This is a genomic window from Variovorax humicola (assembly GCF_037889915.1).
GTDB lineage: Bacteria > Pseudomonadota > Gammaproteobacteria > Burkholderiales > Burkholderiaceae_C > Variovorax > Variovorax humicola.
This window is the reverse complement of sequence record NZ_JBBKZV010000005.1, coordinates 159,879-178,842: the sequence shown is the minus strand read 5'-3', so window position 1 is coordinate 178,842 and position 18,964 is coordinate 159,879. Positions and strand designations below refer to the sequence as shown.

Genomic DNA, 18,964 nt, shown 5'->3' with positions numbered 1-18,964 from the left:
CTGCCGCCCGCGCTTCACCCCGCCTTCGGAGGGGGGCAAGCCCTTCAGGCCGCCAGCTTGTCCGCGTCGATCGCAGCGAGCCACCCTTGATCGCCAGCATCTCCCTGTGCCGCGACCGCGCGGACCATCTGCTGCATCCGCGCGGCAATGGGCGCGACATCGAGCGCGCTGGCCAGGATCTCGTCGGCCCGCTCGAAGATCTCCACCCCGATCAGTTCCTTGTTGTCGAACATCGGGATGTCGACCGGCTGGTCGATCGCGGGCGTGCCGGCCACGCTGAGCTTGAACGCCTTCTGCAGGCGCGCGGCGCCCTCGGGATCGCCCTTCAGTTCCACGCGGGCCAGCATCTTGGCCTTGCCGGAATGCAGCTCGATGCGGCCTGCGCCCGGGGGCGTCGGAACCTTGGAGCCGGGCTTGACCAGCAGGAACCTGCCGAAGGGCCTGGACGGGAAGGTGCGCTCGTTGATGTTCGCGATGACCTCGCCCCACTCGTCGATGATCTGCGCGGTGTAGTAGCGGCCCTTGATCTCCGGCACTTCCAGCATCACGGGCGTGCTGTCGTCCACCGCGAACCAGGCCTCGAGGTAGGCGACGTCGAAATTGGGATTGACGAAATCGGCAGAGCCCAGTGGGTTGTACTTGATCGTGTTGTAGGCCACGCCCGGCTCGCGCAGGTCGGTCTTCTCCTGGCGGATGACGAGCGCGCGGCCGAGCAGGTAGACGTAGGCGTCGCGGATGGTGTCGTCGTCGAGCAGCAGCTGCTGCGCCGACACCGAAAGGCTGGCCGCCACCAGCATCGCGGCAAGAACGCGCTTCATGGCTGCGCCTGCGGGAAGGTCCAGCGCCCTTCGAGGATCTCGGCGCGCGGGCGGTACAGGCGCACCATGTAGTTTCCAGCCCTTCATGACCGGCAGGCAGTTCGCGACCTTGCCATCGCAGCCGCCGAACTGGATCGCGACCGCCCCGTCGGCGCTCTTCGTGGCGAGCGTGTTGTTGAGCGTGTAGGCATCCAACGCGTTCTTCTGGAAATGCCCCTGCGCGTCGTAGACGCTGATCGACCAGAAGGCATCCACCGGAACGTCCTTGACCTTGAGGTGGTAGACCGTCGTGCCGTCGTTGCGCGCCGGGGTCACGTTGAGATAGAGCGCATCCTTCTGCGGATTGCCGCCGAAGGCGAAGGCCGTGCCGACCAGATGGCGCACCGGATCGACCTCGCTCCGCGGGCCGAAGGTGCGCTGGGTGTCCGGCATGGTTTCGGCCAACGCCAGCAGCGCGTCGCGCACCTTCTTCTTGCTCACCGGATCCCAGTCGGGCACCTCGAAGCGCCCCGGCCCGCCGGGCTGGCTCACCACGATGGCATCCTGCAGCGCATGCACCTGCGCGACGTCGGCTGCGGAGGCCGGGTCGACCAGCATGCGCACGCCCAGCGAGATGTAGCGAGTGCCGATCTTCTCCTGCGTGAAGGTGTAGGTGCCCGCACCGTAGAACACCTCGGGCGTGTAGTGGTCCTCGTCGATCACCTGCATCGACATGAAGCGCCGGCCCGCATCGGGCAGCGTGATCGTCAGCGGGCCGGCGCCGAGGTCGAACACGCTCAGCGAATAAAGCGTGTCGCGGTTGGGGCGCACGACCGGAAAGCCTGGCCCCAGCGGCTGGCGATAGTGCTCGAACTTGCCCAGCCCCCGGCTCTTGACGCCGTTCGCAAAGACCGAATCGGTCTCGGCCCGCACGAAGTTGTCGACGGTGACGAGAACGGCGTTCCCTGCGCCGCCCTGGGCCTGCACCGCCGCACTGCCGAGCAGCAGCGACAGGGCCGCGCAGGATGCCGCGAGGTGGGCGCGAAGCATCGGCTTCTTCATTGGATCTCCTCGATGTCGGGCAATCGCCATGTCTTCTCGAACAGCGGCTTCTCGGGGCCATAGAAGCGGAACAGCACTTCGAACTTGCCGTCGGCGCGCGTGGGAATCCAGTTCGACGCCTTGCCCGCAGGGGCCTCGGGTCCGAAGTAGACATCCACCGACCCATCGGCGTTGCTTTGCAGCCCCGGCGCCTGCGAGGAGCGGCTGGGCCACCGCGCCTCGCGTATGAGCGCATGCGTGGCGCGGTCGTAGACGGTGGCCGACCAGTACTGCCTGACCGGCACGTTCGCGGGCACCGTCAACCGATAGTGGGTCCGGCCTTCGAGCAGGCGCCCGTTGCGGTCCGAGATCGCCAGCAGGTACGACGAACCCGCGCCCAGGCGCTTGGGCGTGAAGTAGGCATAGGTGAAGGTGACGCCGCGCACGTCGGTCGGGTAGCTGCCCGGCTTGGCGAAGAAGCTCGCCTGGCCTTCCAGCAGTTCGCGCGAACCCGGCAGCGACCAGTGGCCGCCTTCGTAGAACGGCGACGAGAACGAAGCCTCGTAGCGCGCCACCAGCCAGGCATGCGCTTCGCTGGCCGCGTCCTTGAGCAAGGCCTGTGTCCGCGAGTCCGGGTTGAACGGCTTGCCCTTCTCGATGCCGATCGACTTTAGCGGATCGATCATCGCCTTGTCGCGTTCGAGCCAGGGTTCCGCCTGCACGATCCGGTCGAGCGATTCGAAGAAGCGCAGGTCGTAGGCAATGGTGCTGTCGTAGACGATGTCGGCCGCGTCGACGAAGCGCGTGGCCGGCGGGTCGGCCGCCTGCGACAGCGGATAGAGCCTGACCCGCTTGCCGTAGGCGACGGCCCGGGCCACATCGGCTGCGCTGCCGCTCTTCGGAATGGAGCGCAGCAGCGCATAGCCGCGGTAGGTGTCGGACTGCAGCGGGATGTAGCCGGGTGGCGCCGGCTCGTGGTCGCCCGGCGGCAGGATCAGGTACTTGCCGCCCTTGCCCTGGTCGACGCCGGCGGTGCCGACATCCTCCAGCGCCGACTGCCAGACATCCATGACGGTGCCGGTGATCGAACCCTCGTCGGCCGGCGGGACTTCGAGCACCATCGGGCCCGCCTCCCGGGTGTCGATGAAGGGCGTGAAGTAGATCGCGTCGGGGTTCGGCGTCAGCGTCTGGATCTTCCAGTCGGGCAGGCGCGACCAGTACACCACCTGGTTGAAGCCGGCCTTGGCCTGGCGCAGCGCGGCCTGCTGCATGAGGTCATAGTTGACCGCCGGCATGCCCCAGATGACCGCCTCCACCGCGCGCCGCTGGATGCTTCGCTCCTGCAGCCGGGCCGGGGTGAAGGATGCGTCGGCCTGCGCGAACGCGACGCTCCAGGAGAGCACGAGCGGGATGAGGAAGCATCGTTTCATGGGCACCATTCTTTTCCTCATCCCGGCGCCCGGCAATCACTCCGAAGGGTGAACGGTGGCACCCACGGCCGCGGCAAGCCGCGTCAAGCCGCTTGCTGAACCACCCCTTGCGCCAAGGCGCAGGACTGCGTTGCCGGCGCCTGCGGCGTGCTGGCCGCAGGCTGGCCCACCCGCGCCAGCAGGAAGTGCGACAAGGCCGGGATCAGCACCAGGGCGCCCAGCATGTTCCACACGAACATGAAGGTCAACAGGATGCCCATGTCGGCCTGGAACTTGATCGGCGACCAGGCCCAGGTGATCACGCCCGCGGCGAGCGTGATGCCGACCAGCGCCACCACCTTGCCGGTGAAGCGCAACGCCTGCCGGTACGCTTCGGCGAGCGAGGCACCCGCGCGCTGCTGCGCCAGCTGGATGCTCAGCAGGTACAGGGCGTAGTCCACGCCGATGCCCACGCCGAGCGCGATCACCGGCAGCGTCGCGACCTTGACGCCCATGCCCAGCGCCACCATCAGCGCCTCGCACAGCACCGAGGTGATGGCCAGCGGCACCACCGCGACGACCACGGCGCGCCAGCTGCGGAAGGTGATGAAGCACAGCGCGATCACCGCCGCATACACGTAGAGCAGCATGGTCGTGTTGGCCTCCTTCACGACGATGTTGGTCGCGGCCTCGACGCCTGCGCTGCCCGCGGCCAGCAGGAACTGGCGATCGGGCGTGCTGTGCGCCCTGGCGAATTCATCGGCCGCCTTGACCACGCGCTCGAGTGTCTCGGCCTTGTGATCGGCCAGGTAGGCCACCACGGGCATCACCGAGCACTGGTTGTTGAACAGATCAGGGTTGCTGGTGGAGGCGGTGCGCGCCGCATAGTTCAGCACGTCCTGGTTCGGCGAGATCGACAACCACTTGCTGCTGCCTTCGTAGGAGCCCGCCGTGATCTTGCGCACCGCATCGGCCAGCGAGATGGTCGTCTGCACGCCGGGAACCTGCTGCAAGGCCCAGCCGAGGCGATCGGTCTCGATCAGCGTCTCGTAGCCCAGGCAACCCTCGGCCGGTGTCTTCACGATCACGGCGAACTGGTCGCTCGACAGCGCGTACTTGCCGGTGATGTAGGCGTTGTCGAGGTTGTAGCGCGACTGCGGCCGCAGCTCCGATGCACCCACGTCGAGGTCGCCGATCTTCAGGTGCGTGCTGACCGCAAAGCCCCCGAGCGCGAGGAATGCCGAGCACACGATCGCACCGATGGCCCAACGCCGCTCGGTGAAGCGTTCGAGCAGCTTCCACACGCCGCCCTCCTCGCGCTGCTCCGCACGCAGGCTGCGCGCCGCCGCCTTCGGGCTGACGCCGGTGTACGACAGCATCACGGGCAACAGGATCAGGTTGGTAACCACCAGCAGCGCCACGCCGATGCTCGCCGTGATCGCCAGTTCCTGGATCACCGGAATGTCGATCAGCATCAGCACCGCGAAGCCCACCGCGTCGGCAGCCAGCGCCGTCAGCCCCGCGAGGAACAGACGACGAAAGGTGTAGCGCGCGGCCACCAGCCGGTGCGTGCCGCGGCCCACGTCCTGCATGATGCCGTTCATCTTCTGCGCGCCATGGGACACGCCGATCGCGAAAACCAGGAAAGGCACCAGCACCGAGTACGGGTCGAGTTCATAGCCGAGCACGGTGACAAGCCCGAGCTGCCACACCACCGCGATCAGCGACGCGGCCAGCACGAGCGAGGTGCTGCGCACGCAGCGCGTCCAACCGAAGATGATCGCCGCGGCGATCACCGCGGCGACCGCAAAGAACACCACCATCTGCTTCAGGCCATCGAGCAGGTCGCCCACCACCTTGGCGAAGCCGACGATGCGGATTTCGACGTCCGCGCCGCCTTGTGCGTTCGAATACTTCGTGCGGATCTCTTCCAGGCGTTGCGACAGCGCCCAGTAGTCGAGCGACGCGCCGGTGCGCACGTCCTTGTCCGCGAGCGGCACGAAGATCATGCTCGACTTGTAGTCGTTGCCCACCAGGCTGCCCTGGATCTGCGCACGCGCGATGTTCTGCCGCAGTTGCTCGATGTCCCGCGGCGAGCCCGCATAGTTGTCGGGCATCACCGGGCCGCCGGTGAAGCCCTCCTCGGTGACCTCGTTCCAGCGCACCACCGGCATCCACAGCGACTTGACGTTGGCACGGTCCACGCCGGGCGTGAGGAACAGCTCGTCATTGATCAGCTTGAGCGCTTGCAGGTAGGCCGGCTCGAAGATGTCGCCGCGCTTGTTCTCGACCACCACACGCACCGCATTGCCGAGGCCGCGCAGTTCACCGCGATGCTCGAGGAAGTTCTTGATGTACGGCTGATGGTGCGGAATGGTCTTGTCGAAGGCCGCGTTCAGCGTCAGCCGCGTGGCCTGCCATCCGAGCACCAGCGTGGCCAGTGCGCACGCGATGATGACGAACAGCCGGTGGTTGAAGATCAGTCGTTCGAAGCGGCTGCCCGAAGAGCGGTCGAAGTCCTTCAACTCGCTGATCGTCGGCATGTTGGGTTGGGTGTTCACGTTCATGTCTCTTTGGCGTCTGGCGCTCTCGTTTTCACTTCACTTCTTGCAGCCGGACGCCGCCCACGCCGGCCAGTGCCAGCGTGCCCTTGTCGCGCTGCGCCACGGCGAAAGCCGGTGCGGCATTCGCGACATTGACGCGACCGAAGGTGGCGCCGTCGTCGGTGCTCAGCAGCACTTCTCCGGCCTGGCTCACGAGCACGATGGCGCCGTCCGGGCGCACCAGGCCGCTGGCCAGCCCGGCGTTGACGCCGGTGTCGATCCGGCGCCAGCTGAAGCCACCATCGGTGCTGCGCCATGCATTGCCGCGCAACCCGAAGACGACCGTCGCGGTCTGCGTGCCGACCACGCCGAACAGCGTGCCCTGGTAGGGAATGGGAACGTTCACGAAGCGTTGTCGCTGCTGATCCAGCTTGAGCACGAGCCCCTGCTCGCCCACGATGAACAACTGCCCGCCCGCCGGCCGCATCGCATAGAGATGCAGGCCCTTGGGGTTGTCGATGCGGTCCAGCCATGGCGTCCAGGTCTTGCCGCCATCCTCGGTGCGCAGGATCAGGTTGAACGCGCCGATGGCGAAGCCCTTCTTGTCATCCTCGAACCACACGTCGAGGAAGGGCTTGTCCGCGCCTTGCGCGGCGAAGGCCTCGGCCTCTTTCTTCAGCCGCTGTGCCGTCGGATCATTGGCGTGCGCGGGCGTGCCGTAGCGCCGGAGGATCAGCGCGGCGGCCTGCTTGCCGTCGAGCTGCCGCGTCCAGGACTCGCCGCCATCGCTCGAGTGCAGGATGACGCCCTCGTGGCCGACGGCCCAGCCTTCGCGCGGCGACGCAAAGCTGAGCGCTGTCAGGTCGGAGCTGACCGGCACGTGCGCCTGCCTCCAGGTCGCGCCGTCCTCCGAGGTCAGCACGTGGCCGCGCTGGCCCGCGACGACCATGCGGTCGCCCGCCATGGCAAGCGCGTTGAACGTCACCCGCGTCGCCAGTGCACTCTGCGCCGCCGCCATTTGCGCGGGCGGCTGAAAGACTGGCTGGGCCGGAACGGCAGTTGCCACGAGCGCGGTGCTGAGCGGCAGCGCACCGATCCAGAAAGCTTCCCTGAAAAACATCTTGTCCCCCAATACTTCGATAGACATTGCTTGTGCCCGATGACGGCAGTCCGGACGGCTACGCCCTTGGCGGCCGCCGGCATCGGGCAAGGCTATGCGCGCCTCAGCGAACGCCCTGGGCCGCCAGGCTGTCCGCCGTCCATTCGGAGTCGGACGCACCACTGTCCAGGACCTTCACGCCTGCCGTGCCCGGCCACAGGTTGACGTAGTAGGTACCGGCAAGAAGGTCGTAGTGGCCCGACGTCATGTTGTTGGGGGCCATGCGGTCGTAAACCTGCGTCGGATAGGCAAAGCCTGGACGCCACAGTTGTCCGCGGGCGTCGTACTGGTCACTTGCGATGACGGCCCAGCTGTCCTCGTCGAGGTACAGGGTGCGACGCGAATAAATGTGGCGCTTGCCTTCCTTGAGGGTTGCCTCCACCACCCATACGCGATGCAGTTCCCAGCGCACCACGGACGGATTGATGAACTTCGCCTGGAACACGTCTTCGGCCTTGTCGTTGTAGACGAAGCGATAGTCGTTGTACGGGACATACATCTCCTTCTTGCCGACCAGCTTGAAGTCGAAGCGGTCCAGCTTGCCGCTGAACAGGTTCACGTCATCGATGGTCGACTGGCCGGCCGTGCTGGGATTCGGCGTGTCGTATGCGAGGTCCGGTGCAAGCCGCACGCGCCGTTGGCCCGGCAGGTACTGCCAGGCGCGCCGCCCATTGGTGGAATAGTCGATCGGCTCGAGGGTCATGATCGCCTCGCCGGCGCGGCGCGCGGGACCGGTGTAGTTGGCGCGCGCTCGGGTGAGCAGATTGGAGCCTCCGTCCTTGTCCTGGTAGTACGGAGACTCGGTGGTCCAGATGCCTTGCGTCGCGAGTGCGAGCTTGCCCGCGCTGTCAACGTTGTAGGCCGAATATTTGGGCATGACGACCGCGTTGCCCTGGTAGCGTGCGACGTGGTTCAGCATCGCCTCGTTCCCGCTCTTGGGAATGGGGAACGGCGTGCCGGCGCGCGCGCCCGTCGTGCTGACGCCATCGTCGGAAATCTTCGCCCGCGTCGCATTGGCCACGGAATTCTCGAGCACTGACTTCGGCAACGCGACCGTGCGATGGGTCGGATAGACGTCGATGCGGAAGTCCGCATTGGACTTCATCAAAGCCTTCGTGCCTTCGGTGAGCTTGTCGCCGTACTTGTCCGTGTTCTTCGCGTCGATCGAAAACAGCGGCTTCTCGCTGGCGAAAGGATCGGGCCGCACGTTCTTCGTCTTGTCAAAGCCCGCCGGCGCGGTGGTGAGACCGCCCGTGTACGCGGGAATGGTGCCCTCCTTGTTGCCGGCCTTCTCGGCGCCGACCTCGGTGAGTTCGGTGCCGAGCTTTTTGGCTTCGTCCGCGGACACCGCCGCGAGCGCCACGCCCATTTGCGCGGACAGCAGCCCTGCGCAGAACAATGCTGAGGTGAGTTTTTTCATGGTGCTTGTCTCCGTTTAGAAGGTGGTCTTGAAAGTGAGGAAGACGGCGCCGCGGTCCTTGAGCAGGGCCTGGCTACCATTCGGGGTTTGAATCGCCGTGCCAGCGACGTTGAGCGCGTTGTCGCCGAAGTAGCCGACATACTTCAGGTCGAACCGATACTTGCTGTACATATCCAGTCCGAGGCCCACGCCGTAGCTCCCGGCGTTCTTGTTCCCGCCCGACGCCACGGCCGAGTTACCGGCCAGGCCCATCGAGAAGCTCAGCGGCATCGACAGATCCATGCCCGGGAAGACCTGGTACCAGGTGGGCGAGAAATTCAACGCGAGGCCGGTCGCATTCTTCGAGACCCGGTCGATGCCCGTGTAGCCGTCGCGTCCCTTGAAGTACTGCGCACCCTGGGTCACAGAAAGCCATTGGCTGAACGTCAACTCGGCGGCCCACGACGCACTGTTGAAGAGCGGCGTTGCACCGATGGAGCCGATCGCGTTGAGCACGACGTGCGCCGTGTTGCCGCGCGCACCCAGCGTCTCGCCCGGGGCGGGCAACTGGGCCGCGGACCTGATCGACACGATGTCGCCCACCAGCGGCATGTTGCGGCGGTAGTTCACGTCCAGGCCGAAGCTGATGCCCGCGATCTGCTTGGACAGACTCACGCCGTACATGTCGATGTCCGACCCGTAGTTGAAGAAGTACTGGCTCTTCGCACCGGCCAGCAAGACCACCTGCGGGATGGTGTCGGAGAAGTTGCGGGCGTAGAAGCCCATCGTGCCGTCGAGCCACTGCGGACTCCAGCGCGTCATCAGGCCCCAGTCGCCACTTTCCTTTGGCGTGATGTCATTGCCGCGGTAGGCCCGACCGCCGGGCAGAGCCGGGTTGATCAGGGATTGGCCGCCGAACTGGTAGAAGTCACCAAAGCCCAGATAGGTTCCCGATTCGGGGATGCGGGTGGGACGCCACTCGAGGAAGTACTGGCCAGCGACGGCCAGCTCAGGCGTGACCTGAAGTTGGCCGGAGATCTGGTCGCGCGGGATGTACAGCTCCTTGGCCTCGATGCCCGGAATGGCGAGTGCCTTGCCCTGGTCAAGCGGCGCCTGGCCGTAGGAGATGCCGTGGATGGCGCCGGCGCCCAGCAGGGATTCGCCCCAGTTCACGGTCGTGCGGCCCAGGCGCATGCTGAGCGGCATGCTGCCGAGGTCCACGGTGCCGAAGGCGAACGCGTCCATGATCTCGCCGGACGGCCCGTTGTAGTAGCGCTTGGCGTAGTCGCTCAAGCCGAAGGCCGGCTTGCCGTAGGCCAGGTGGTTCTCGGTGGCCAGGCTGGTGTTGGAGAAGCTGCCCCCATAGGCGGCGTCGTACCACGAGGCAGCGCTCACGCGTGCGCCGAATTTCTTTTGATAGACGACATCGAATTCGGTCAGCACGTCAACGCGGTTGTTGATCGTGTCGCCCTTGCCGAAATTGCGGTCGCCGTCGTCGTAGTTGGGGTTGTTGATGATGACGCGGCTCTGGTCCTGCACGCGTTGTCCGTAGTTGTAGCGAACGGTGTTGTCGAAGCGCATCTGGACATCGTCATTGCCAGTGTCGATTTCGAACGCTGCCGCGCCGGTGCAAAGGCCTGCGCAAAGCGCTGCCACCGCGGTGCCCAGCAAGTGGCGACGCGCGCCGTGTGCGATTGCCTGTTTGTCCTTCTTCATCATGATCTCTTCGTTTCCTCGTTGGCCTTGAAAGCTCTGTCGAGGGTCACGTTGTCGTGCCCTCCTCCATCCATTCACTTCACTGCTTTTGCAGTTCTCTCGTTCCCTTCACATCACACGAGGAAACGATATGAGTTCGTCTTCTTCGGCGCCCCACTCCTTCCAAGGGGGCTGCGCGTTGGGAAAACCCTCGGTGACTCTCGACGTATGGGCGTGACCAGGCACACCGTCCAGACGGACGGCGTGTTGATTGATCAGGGGAGCCTCAGGCCTCCATGCCGGCCATGGCGGCCTGGATCAGCGCATGCACCTGCTGGTTGGAGTCGTCGTAGGGACGCGCGCTGTCCCAGTCGGCGATCTGTGCGAAGTGCGCCGCAAGGCCTTCCAGCGTGCATTCATCGGACGACAGCCAGACCGGCGCGGTGTCGACGATGCGTGCGGTGGAGAAGCTTCCGCCACCGGCCGACAACGTGACCTTGGAAGGCGCGTCCTCGCTGACGAGGACCAGCGCGCCCGGCGTCACTTGCTCGGGTTTGATCGAGTCGAGCATCGCCGCGGGCAGCACGTCTTCGGTCATGCGCGTGGCGGCCATCGGCGCGATCGTGTTGACGCGGATGTTGTTCTTCTTGCCTTCGATGGTGAGCATGTGCATCAGGCCCACCAGCGCCATCTTGGCGGCGCCGTAATTGGACTGGCCGAAGTTGCCGAACAGGCCCGACGACGAGGTCGTCATCAGGATGCGGCCGTAGTTCTGCTCGCGCATCAATTCCCACACGGCCTTGGTGCAGTGGACCGAGCCCATCAGGTGCACGTCCAGCACCATCCTGAAGTCGGCCATCTCCATCTTCGAGAAGGTCTTGTCGCGCAGGATGCCAGCGTTGTTGATCAGGATGTCGACACGGCCGAACTCGGCCTTGGCCTGCGCGACCATCGCTTGCACCTGCTCGAAGTCGGTCACGTTGGCGCCGTTGGCGATGGCGGTTCCGCCGGCCGCGCGGATCTCGTCGACCACCGCCTGCGCGGCGGAGGTGGAGCCGCCCGTGCCGTCGCGGCTGCCGCCGAAATCATTGATCACCACCTTGGCGCCGCGGCGGGCCAACTCGAGTGCATGCACGCGGCCCAGGCCGTTGCCAGCGCCAGTGACAATGGCCACGCGGCCGTCGAATCGAATGGAAGTCATGTCGTAACCTTCAGGAAAGTAAAGAAGAGAGGGAATCAAGGGAACCGCCGCGTGATGGACTCGGCCACGCACACCGGCTTGGAAGCGCCTTCCTGCTCGACCGACATCTCGATCAGCATCTGGGCACCGTTGTTGTCGAGCGCATCCCAGGCCAGCAGCTTGAAATGCGCACGCAGGCGGCTGTTGACCGGCACCGGCTTCACGAAGCGCACCTTGTTCAAGCCGTAGTTCACGCCCATCGTGCTGCCGCGGATCTCGAAGGCGGTCGAGAAGAAGGCCGGGAGCAGGCTCAGGGTCAGGAAACCATGCGCAATGGGCACGCCGAAGGGACCCTTGGCCGCACGCTCGGGATCGACATGGATCCACTGGTGGTCGCCGGTCGCATCGGCAAACTTGTTGATGCGTTGCTGGTCGATCAGCAGCCAGTCGCTGGTGCCGATCGACTGGCCCACGAGGGGCTTGAGATCAGCGAGTGTTTCGTAGCTTTTCATGGTCGTTGGGGATTGCGATGAAGGCAGGTTACGTACCGGCCTGCGCGAATTCACCCCGCCTTTGGAGGGGGCCGGGAAAGCGAGAAGAGGAGGCCGGGACCGGCTGCGCGGCAGCCCCCTCGTCCGGAGGGGTTCGGGCACCCCGCCCCTTTGCCTAAGGTGCGGTCGCGACCGTGAGCCGACGCGGGCGAACGGCGCTACTGCGTACGCGCAGGCCATCCATTCAAGAAGAAGTACCTATACCTTGCCAAACGGCCCTGACCTCAGCACAACAAGCACTCCCTGGTGGGAGCAACTTCCCGACGATTTCCGCACGCGGGCCAACATCACGGACCTCTCTCCCGGCGACTGGCTGCAGGCCGAGGCCACCGCGGCGGTGGAGCGCATCGCACGCATTCCGCTGGCCTGCGCCGTCGCAGCGGCCATGGCCTCGTCACTGCTCGAACCGGGGCGTGTGCGGGAAGAATTCGAAGCCCTGCGCTTCTATGAACCGCTGGCGCGCGCGGGCGACGCTTCGCGGGTGTTTCTCGCGCCTGCAAAGGGCATCGCCATCGCGTCCGATCGGGCGTCGGGCCCGGCAGCGGCACCGGACATACGGCGCCTCGCACTGCGCTTCGAAACCCCGTTCGAGCCGCTGAATCCAGCCGCGGCAAAGACCTTCGCCCGCATGCGCCGCAACGCCGTCTCGCATGCGGAGCACTGGTGCCACGGCGACAAGCCAAGGCCCACGCTGATCGTGGTGCACGGCTTCGGCATGCACCGGCACTCGGTGTACGCGCGCATGCTGCAGCTGGAAGCGCGCTACCGCGCCGGCTACGACATCCTGCTCTTCACCTATCCGCACCACGGGCCGCGCGCGGAGCCCGAGGCCTGGTTCAGCGGCCACGGCGTGTTCGGCAACGGCCTGCTGCACTTCAACGAGGTGGCCCTGCAGGCGGTCCATGACCTGCGCGTATTCATCGACCACCTGCGCGACAGCGGCGTGCAGCGCATCGGCATCACCGGCATCTCGCAGGGAGGCTACATGGCATCGCTGCTCGCGCACGTCGACGGCGGCCTGGCATGCTGCATTCCCATCGTTCCGGCGGTCAGCCCGATCGACGCCTTCCTCGAATGGCAGCCCACCGGCCTGCTGCTGTCGCAGCTGATGCGCAGCCAGGGCGTCAGCGTGGCCGGCATGCGCGCGCTGATGGCGGTGCACAACCCCTTGAGCTATGCGCCCCGCGTCGCCGGAGAGCGCGTCCTCATCATCGGCGGCGGCGGCGATCGCATCTCGTCGCCGCGCCACCTGCGCCTGCTGCACGCGCACTGGCCCGGCAGCAGCCTGCACTGGTTCCCCGGCAACCACATCCTGCACTTCGGACGCAGCGCCTACCTGCAGCGCATGCACGCGCTGATGGACCGCTGCCTGATGGATTGAAGCGCGGCCGCGCGGCTGCCCGGGCGGGCCGCGCGGCTACTCGATCAGCCCGCGCTTGCGCGCCCAGGTCATCGCGTCGTAGCGGCTCGAGACGCCCAGCTTGGCCAGGATGTTCTTCACGTTCCACTTGACCGTCTCGAGCGTGATGCTGAGCGTGAGCGCGATCCGCTTGTTCGACATGGCCTGCGAGATCAGGCTCAGGATCTCGAGTTCGCGCGGCGTGAGGTTCACGTCCTCCTTGCGCGGGACGGCCGGCTCTGAGACGCCTTCGTCGGCCGGCGCCGCGCGCGCGCCCGCGCCCCCGAATCGTCCGAGCAGGTCCTCCAGGTAGCGGGCCGCCAGCGGATCGGACAGCGCCTGCCCGGGCAGTCGCGCGAGCATGGCGCCGACGTGCTCGCCCTCGTCGACGAAGGTTCTCACGAAGCCGAAGCGCGCGCCCGCCTGCACCGCCTCGACCAGTTGCGCCTGCGCGTCCTGATGCCGCCCCAGGTCCTCCAGCGCCATCGCCATGAGCAGCGCGGCGAGTGCGGCGAGGCGGCCCCGGCCGTAGTGTTGCGCATGCGCGCGCACCTCGGCCAGCGCCTCGATCGCTTCGGCCGGGCGGTCGACATGCAGCAGCAGCCGCGCGCGCGCCAGGGCAGCGGCGACCGGGATTTCGGCACGGTAGCCGAGGGCATCCCGATGCTGTGACGCGAGATCCTTCAGCCTTGTGACCAGGTCGGACGCGCGGATGCGCTCGCCCTTCGCGAGCAGGATCCTGACCTGCTCGCCCAGCATCCAGGCCAGCGGCCGGTCGTGCCCGAGGCTGTGGAAGTGGGCGGCTTGCGACTCCAGGAATTCGAGCGCCACGTCGGGGGATCCCTGCAGCAGGTCCAGCCGCGCACGCGCCAGCGCAGCCGACGCCATCACGCCCGGCATCGACGACTGCAGGATGCCCGGTCGATTGGCCAGGACCTCGCGCGCGTCGTCGATCCGGTCGAGCTCGTAATAGGCCTCGCCGAGCGCCCCCGCGGCGAGATTGGCGGACACGGAGCGCCGGCCGTGGGCGGCCATCGCGCGCGACAGCAACAGCGAACCGGCGCGTGCCGCCTCCCTGACGTTGCCCTCGACCAGGTAGACGTAGATCCGCGCGCCTTCGACGACCAGCGCCATGTCGTTGCGGCGGTCCTCGGCCGCCACCGGATGCGCGTCCAGCAGCCGGTGCGCATCGGCATAGCGGCCGACGCTGCAGTAGGCGGAGGACAGCGTCGCCAGGAAGACGTAGTGCAGGAAGCGGTTTTGGTCCGGCGGGACGGCCACCGGCTCGAGCAGGTCGACCGCGCGCTGGGTGTCGTCGCGCTGCATGGCGACCGCGGCATCGGCCAGCGCCAGGTGCGACGAGATGGCGGGATTCCTGACGACCTCGCTCTGGCGTATCTGGGCCAGCCAGCGCTCGGCCTTCTCGGGCCGGGCGGTGATCGCGAAGGTCAGGCAGCCGAGGAAGAACAGCCGCGGATGCAGGAACAGCGTTTCCTGCGGCAGCCGATCGAGCAGGCTCAGCAGCGGGCTGACGTAGCCGAGCCGCCATTCGGCCGGCGCCGCCTGCTCGATCGCCTTGACGGCAAACTCCAGGTCGCCACCGAGGGTGGCATGGCGCACCGCCTCGATCAGCAGGTCATGCGCGCCGAACCACTGGCTGGCACGCCGGTGCAGCATCTCGATCGCGGGCTGCCCGCGGCGCGCCAGGCAGGTCGCCAGGAAATCGCTGAAGAGCGGATGGAAGCGATACCACGGCAGGCGGTCCTCGGACTCCACGCGGTAGATCAGCAGGTTCTCGTCCTCGATGCGCTTGATCAGCTCGGCCGCATCGGGGCGGCCGGTGATGGCTTCCGCCAGTTCGGCGTTGAAGCGCCGGCACACCGACACCTGCTCGATGAAGTCGTTGAGCTCCGCCGGCAGGTGGGCCACCACGTCGTTGGCGAGATAGGCCTGCAGGTCGCTCGACTGCCAGCCGAGCTCGCGCAGCTTGTGGCGCGTCGACGGCCGGTTCTTGAGCATGATGGCCAGCAGTTGCAGGCTGGCCGGCCAGCCGTTGGTCAGGTCGTGGATCAGGCGCAGCTCGTCCGCGCTGAGCTTGACGTTGTGCAGGTTCTGCTCGAAGAACAGGCGGGTCTCGTCGAGGTCGAAAGGCAGTTCCTCGAAGCTGATGTCCGCCACCTGCCCCAGCACGCGCAGCCGGCTGATGCTGAAGGGCGGCGCCATGCGCGAAGCGATCGCGATGTGCAGGTTGGCCGGGCAGTGGTCGATCAGCTTCTGCATCAGCCGGTGTGCCGACGCGTCCTCGACATGGTGGTAGTCGTCGAGGATCAGGTACAGCTCCTTGGCCACCTGCGAGGCGCCGTTGACGGCCGACGCCACCAGGCTGTCGAGCGCCTTGGTGTTGTTGCCTTCGAGCATCTCGTCTTCATCGAGCGCGATGCCGAGGCGGCGCAAGGCCGACACCAGGTAGGCGCAGAAACTCGTCAACACCCGGTCGTCATGGCTCAGGGACAGCCAGGCCACCACGGCGCCCGACTTCATGAGCTCCTGCCGCCATTGCGCCATCAGCGTGGTCTTGCCGAAGCCCGGGCTCCCGGTCACCAGCGTGAAGGTGCAGCGCTGCATGCTGCGCAGCTGTTCGAGCAGCTGCTTGCGCACGATGAAACGGGCGCCGATGCGCGGCGGCGCGAACTTGGTGGAGACGAGGAGACTGTCGAGATTCATGGGTCGAACACTTTCGCGCGATCAGGCATGCGCCGCAACTGCGCTCCGGCTGCTGAATTATCGGCCGTTGCCTCCGATGCGCTTGTCCCGCAGGCGCCGCCGATCGTCCGCAATAACCCTTCCAACCCCTTCACTGGAGGGGGGAGCGCCGCGTGCCCCGCTGCTGGAAACGGCCCCGCTGAAACCGCAGCGGCGATGCGTGTCAAGAGCTTGCCGGCAGCAGGATGCGCCGATCGATGTGTTGCACATCGGTGATGCCGCAGAAGGCCAGCGTCAGGTCCAGCTCCTTGTGGATCAGCTCCAGGCACTTTCCGACACCGGCCTCGCCCATCGCGCCCAGGCCGTAGAGGAAGGCGCGGCCGAGGTACACGCCCTTGGCACCCAGCGCCAGCGCCTTGGCCACGTCCTGCCCCGAGCGCACGCCGCCGTCCATGTGGACTTCGATCCTGTCGCCGACCGCCTCGGCGATCGCCGGCAAGGCGGCGATCGAGGACGGTGCGCCGTCGAGCTGGCGGCCGCCATGGTTGGAGACGATCAGCGCATCCGCACCGCTGTTCACGGCCAGCCGCGCATCTTCGGCGTCCAGGATGCCCTTGATGATCAGCTTGCCACCCCATTGCCTGCGGATCCATGCGACATCGTCCCAGCTCAAGGTCGGGTCGAACTGGCGTGCCACCCAGCCGGACAGCGACGCCATGTCGGTCGCCTCCTTCGCATGGCCGATCAGGTTGCCGAAGCCGCGGCGCTGCGTGCCCAGCATGCCCAGGCACCAGCGCGGCTTGGTCATCAGGTTGGCGATCTTGGGCAGCGTCATCTTCGGCGGCGTCGACAAGCCGTTCTTCAGGTCCTTGTGGCGCTGGCCGATCACCTGCAGGTCGAGCGTCAGCACCAGTGCCGGACAGGCCGCTGCCTTGGCGCGCTCGATCAGGCGGCGGATGAAGTCGCGGTCGCGCATCATGTAGAGCTGGAACCAGAAGGGCTGGCGCGTGTGCGCGGCGATGTCCTCGATCGAGCAGATGCTCATGGTCGAGAGCGTGAAGGGCACACCGAATTTCTCCGCCGCGCGGGCCGCCAGGATCTCGCCGTCCGCATGCTGCATGCCGGTCATGCCGGTGGGCGCCAAGGCCACCGGCATGGCGACCGCCTGGCCGGCCATGGTGGTCTTCAGCGTGCGGTTCTCCAGGTTGACCGCGACCCGCTGGCGAAACTTGAGGCGGGCAAAGTCGCTGCTGTTGGCGCGGTAGGTCGATTCCGACCAGGAGCCGGAATCGACGTAGTCATAGAACATGCGCGGCACGCGCTGCCTGGCCAGCAGGCGCAGGTCCTCGATGTCGGTGATGGTGGGCATCCGTGTTTCCTTGTCGTGTGCTTGTGGCCGGCAGGCTCGTTCAGGCCTTGCGCGGCACTTCGTAGACCAGGGCCGGCGCCATCGAATCGATCTCGGCCACGGCCTGTGGCGGGCGCCAGGTGAACATCGTGAAGCTCAGCTTGTCAGGCGTCACGTCGATGATGGTGAAGCCGTTCTTCTCCGTCGGCGCCAGGCTTTGCGCCATCTCCACCAGGTGCGAGGGCGTGGACTCGACGCTGCGCACCGACGACGGGAAGGCCAGGTCACCGCTGCCCAGCGTGCCGGTCAGCACCATGTGCACCGGCTGCGCGAGCTTCAGGTCGCCGGAGCGCGTCACGCTGGCGGCGGCGCTGGCATGGAAGTCTCCCTGGACGATGGCCGCGCTGCGGCGGGTCTGGGCTCCGAGGGCTTCGATCAGGCGCTGGTGCTGGTCGAACCAGCCGCTCTGCCAGCCTGGCTTTGACTTGTCCAGGGTGAGCTTGCCGGCGGCGTTGTCGAGCAGGTCGGGATACCAGTCGCCGAGCTTGCCGGAGGAGTAGCCGAAGGGCAGCGAGGGCACGTGCAGGAACTGGTCGGTGTCTTCGGCGCGGGTTCGCGCGATCAGCCAGTCTTCCACCCACTGCGGCAGCACCTTGGCTTGGATGCCCTTGCTGTCGAGGTAGCGCCGGCAGTCGTAGAGCACGGCTTCCAGCAGCGTGCCATAGCGCAGGGTGCCGAAGCAGATGTTGGTGCCGGCCGGCGCGCCGGCCTTGTCGCCGCCCGGCAGCCATTCGGGGCGATTGCGGTCGGGCAGGAACTCGGGGTAGTACAGGTGCTGCGTCTGTTCGGCGCCCAGCGTGCCGTAGGTGTCGGGCGGCAGGGTCGCGAGCTGCTCGTCGAACTCGTCGTTCTCGAACGCGTCGTGGTCGTCCGTCAGGAAGAAGGACGGTGTCGAGCGCAAGGTGGTGCCGTACAGGGCGCAGATCTGGTAGTCGCAGACGTTCAGGAAGATGGGCAGGTTCCTCGGATGGAGCATCGGCACGCGGGTATCCAGCGCGCCGCCGAACTTCGGCCACACGACCTCCTGCATGTAGCGCTTGAAGGCCGGCTTGGCGAGGCCCGTCTCGATGTCGTGGTAGATGTGGTCGCCATTCGCGATGACGACGTCCGGCTGGAACGACATGCCGCGCGCCAGCAGCCGCCGCCGCGCCGCCATGTCCAGGAACAGCGTCTTGCCGCGCAGCGGTGGGCCGTCGTAGCCGCCGGCACAGGTGTAGGCCAGGATGCGAAGGCGCTGCGCCGCGGTGTCGGGCGCCGGGAAGGTCTTCAGCGGCCAGGCGTCGCACAGCGCCGCGCCGCGCCGATCGACGATGCGCAACTGGTAGGGCGTCGCAGGCTTCAACGCCGCCACGTCGAAGCGCCAGAAGCGTCCCTGCGGATCGGTTTGCACGCCCTCGTGGGGCTTGCCATCGACCAGCAGGCGCGGGGCGCTGCCCAGGGGCGCCTTGAACGACGCCTTGATCAGGAAGCGCTCATGGTTCGCCGTCGGAATGATGTGAACCACCTGGCCCGCGCCCCAGGGCGTGCCGGATTGGGCCGCCGCGCCGAACGGCAAGCCGAGCAGGCCGAGGGCGGCGGCGCCCAGGCCCGCTTCGAGAAATTCCCGACGGGCCGGATCCGCCGCAGCAGCGGACCGCGGCGCAGCGCCCGGTACACGGGTGGGTGAGGTTTTCATTTGTC

The 18,964-nt window shown here is 66.8% G+C and carries 12 protein-coding genes; 1 reads left to right on the top strand and 11 read right to left on the bottom strand.

The genetic code is table 11. From position 1 onward, the window contains the following. Positions 1 to 44: 44 nt before the first annotated feature. The 8 genes from WKW80_RS11350 to WKW80_RS11315 form a co-directional block, all read right to left on the bottom strand. Positions 45 to 1,859, bottom strand: coding sequence for a DUF1254 domain-containing protein (locus tag WKW80_RS11350; protein WP_340363665.1), 1,815 nt, complete (start codon positions 1,857 to 1,859; stop codon positions 45 to 47). Continuing rightward, positions 1,856 to 3,268: a DUF1254 domain-containing protein gene (locus tag WKW80_RS11345; RefSeq protein WP_340363664.1), complete on the bottom strand. Its 1,413-nt coding sequence runs from the start codon at positions 3,266 to 3,268 to the stop codon at positions 1,856 to 1,858. The genes WKW80_RS11350 and WKW80_RS11345 overlap by 4 nt, the downstream gene beginning before the upstream one ends. 83 nt (positions 3,269 to 3,351) lie before the next feature. Beyond that, the gene (locus WKW80_RS11340; protein WP_422822896.1) at positions 3,352 to 5,790 is read right to left on the bottom strand and encodes an efflux RND transporter permease subunit; all 2,439 of its coding nucleotides are present in this window, start codon (positions 5,788 to 5,790) and stop codon (positions 3,352 to 3,354) included. 52 nt (positions 5,791 to 5,842) lie between these two features. Then, positions 5,843 to 6,937 (bottom strand): WD40/YVTN/BNR-like repeat-containing protein, encoded by a 1,095-nt coding sequence (locus tag WKW80_RS11335; protein ID WP_340363662.1) that lies wholly within the window; start codon positions 6,935 to 6,937, stop codon positions 5,843 to 5,845. A 76-nt stretch (positions 6,938 to 7,013) separates the two neighbouring features. Next, positions 7,014 to 8,369, bottom strand: coding sequence for a DUF1329 domain-containing protein (locus tag WKW80_RS11330; protein WP_340363661.1), 1,356 nt, complete (start codon positions 8,367 to 8,369; stop codon positions 7,014 to 7,016). A 15-nt stretch (positions 8,370 to 8,384) separates the two neighbouring features. After that, a complete protein-coding gene (locus tag WKW80_RS11325; RefSeq protein WP_340363660.1) occupies positions 8,385 to 10,064 on the bottom strand; it encodes a DUF1302 domain-containing protein in 1,680 nt (559 codons plus the stop codon). A 265-nt stretch (positions 10,065 to 10,329) separates the two neighbouring features. Then, the gene (locus tag WKW80_RS11320) at positions 10,330 to 11,244 is read right to left on the bottom strand and encodes an SDR family NAD(P)-dependent oxidoreductase (RefSeq protein ID WP_340363659.1); all 915 of its coding nucleotides are present in this window, start codon (positions 11,242 to 11,244) and stop codon (positions 10,330 to 10,332) included. Positions 11,245 to 11,279: 35 nt separating this feature from the next. Continuing rightward, a complete protein-coding gene (locus tag WKW80_RS11315) occupies positions 11,280 to 11,735 on the bottom strand; it encodes a MaoC family dehydratase (protein ID WP_340363658.1) in 456 nt (151 codons plus the stop codon). A gap of 244 nt (positions 11,736 to 11,979) precedes the next feature. Between WKW80_RS11315 and WKW80_RS11310 the strand changes: the two genes are divergently transcribed. Further along, complete coding sequence (locus WKW80_RS11310; RefSeq protein ID WP_340363657.1) at positions 11,980 to 13,155, top strand: alpha/beta hydrolase family protein; 1,176 nt, start codon at positions 11,980 to 11,982, stop codon at positions 13,153 to 13,155. A 36-nt stretch (positions 13,156 to 13,191) separates the two neighbouring features. Here WKW80_RS11310 and WKW80_RS11305 read toward each other — a convergent pair whose 3' ends face one another. From WKW80_RS11305 to WKW80_RS11295, 3 genes are all read right to left on the bottom strand, one after another. Further along, positions 13,192 to 15,897, bottom strand: a complete 2,706-nt coding sequence (locus tag WKW80_RS11305) for a winged helix-turn-helix domain-containing protein (protein ID WP_340363656.1) — start codon at positions 15,895 to 15,897, stop codon at positions 13,192 to 13,194. A 202-nt stretch (positions 15,898 to 16,099) separates the two neighbouring features. Further along, positions 16,100 to 17,245: an alpha-hydroxy acid oxidase gene (locus tag WKW80_RS11300; RefSeq protein ID WP_340363655.1), complete on the bottom strand. Its 1,146-nt coding sequence runs from the start codon at positions 17,243 to 17,245 to the stop codon at positions 16,100 to 16,102. Between the two features lie 40 nt (positions 17,246 to 17,285). Beyond that, positions 17,286 to 18,959, bottom strand: coding sequence for a hypothetical protein (locus tag WKW80_RS11295; protein ID WP_340363654.1), 1,674 nt, complete (start codon positions 18,957 to 18,959; stop codon positions 17,286 to 17,288). Between the last annotated feature and the right edge of the window lie 5 nt (positions 18,960 to 18,964).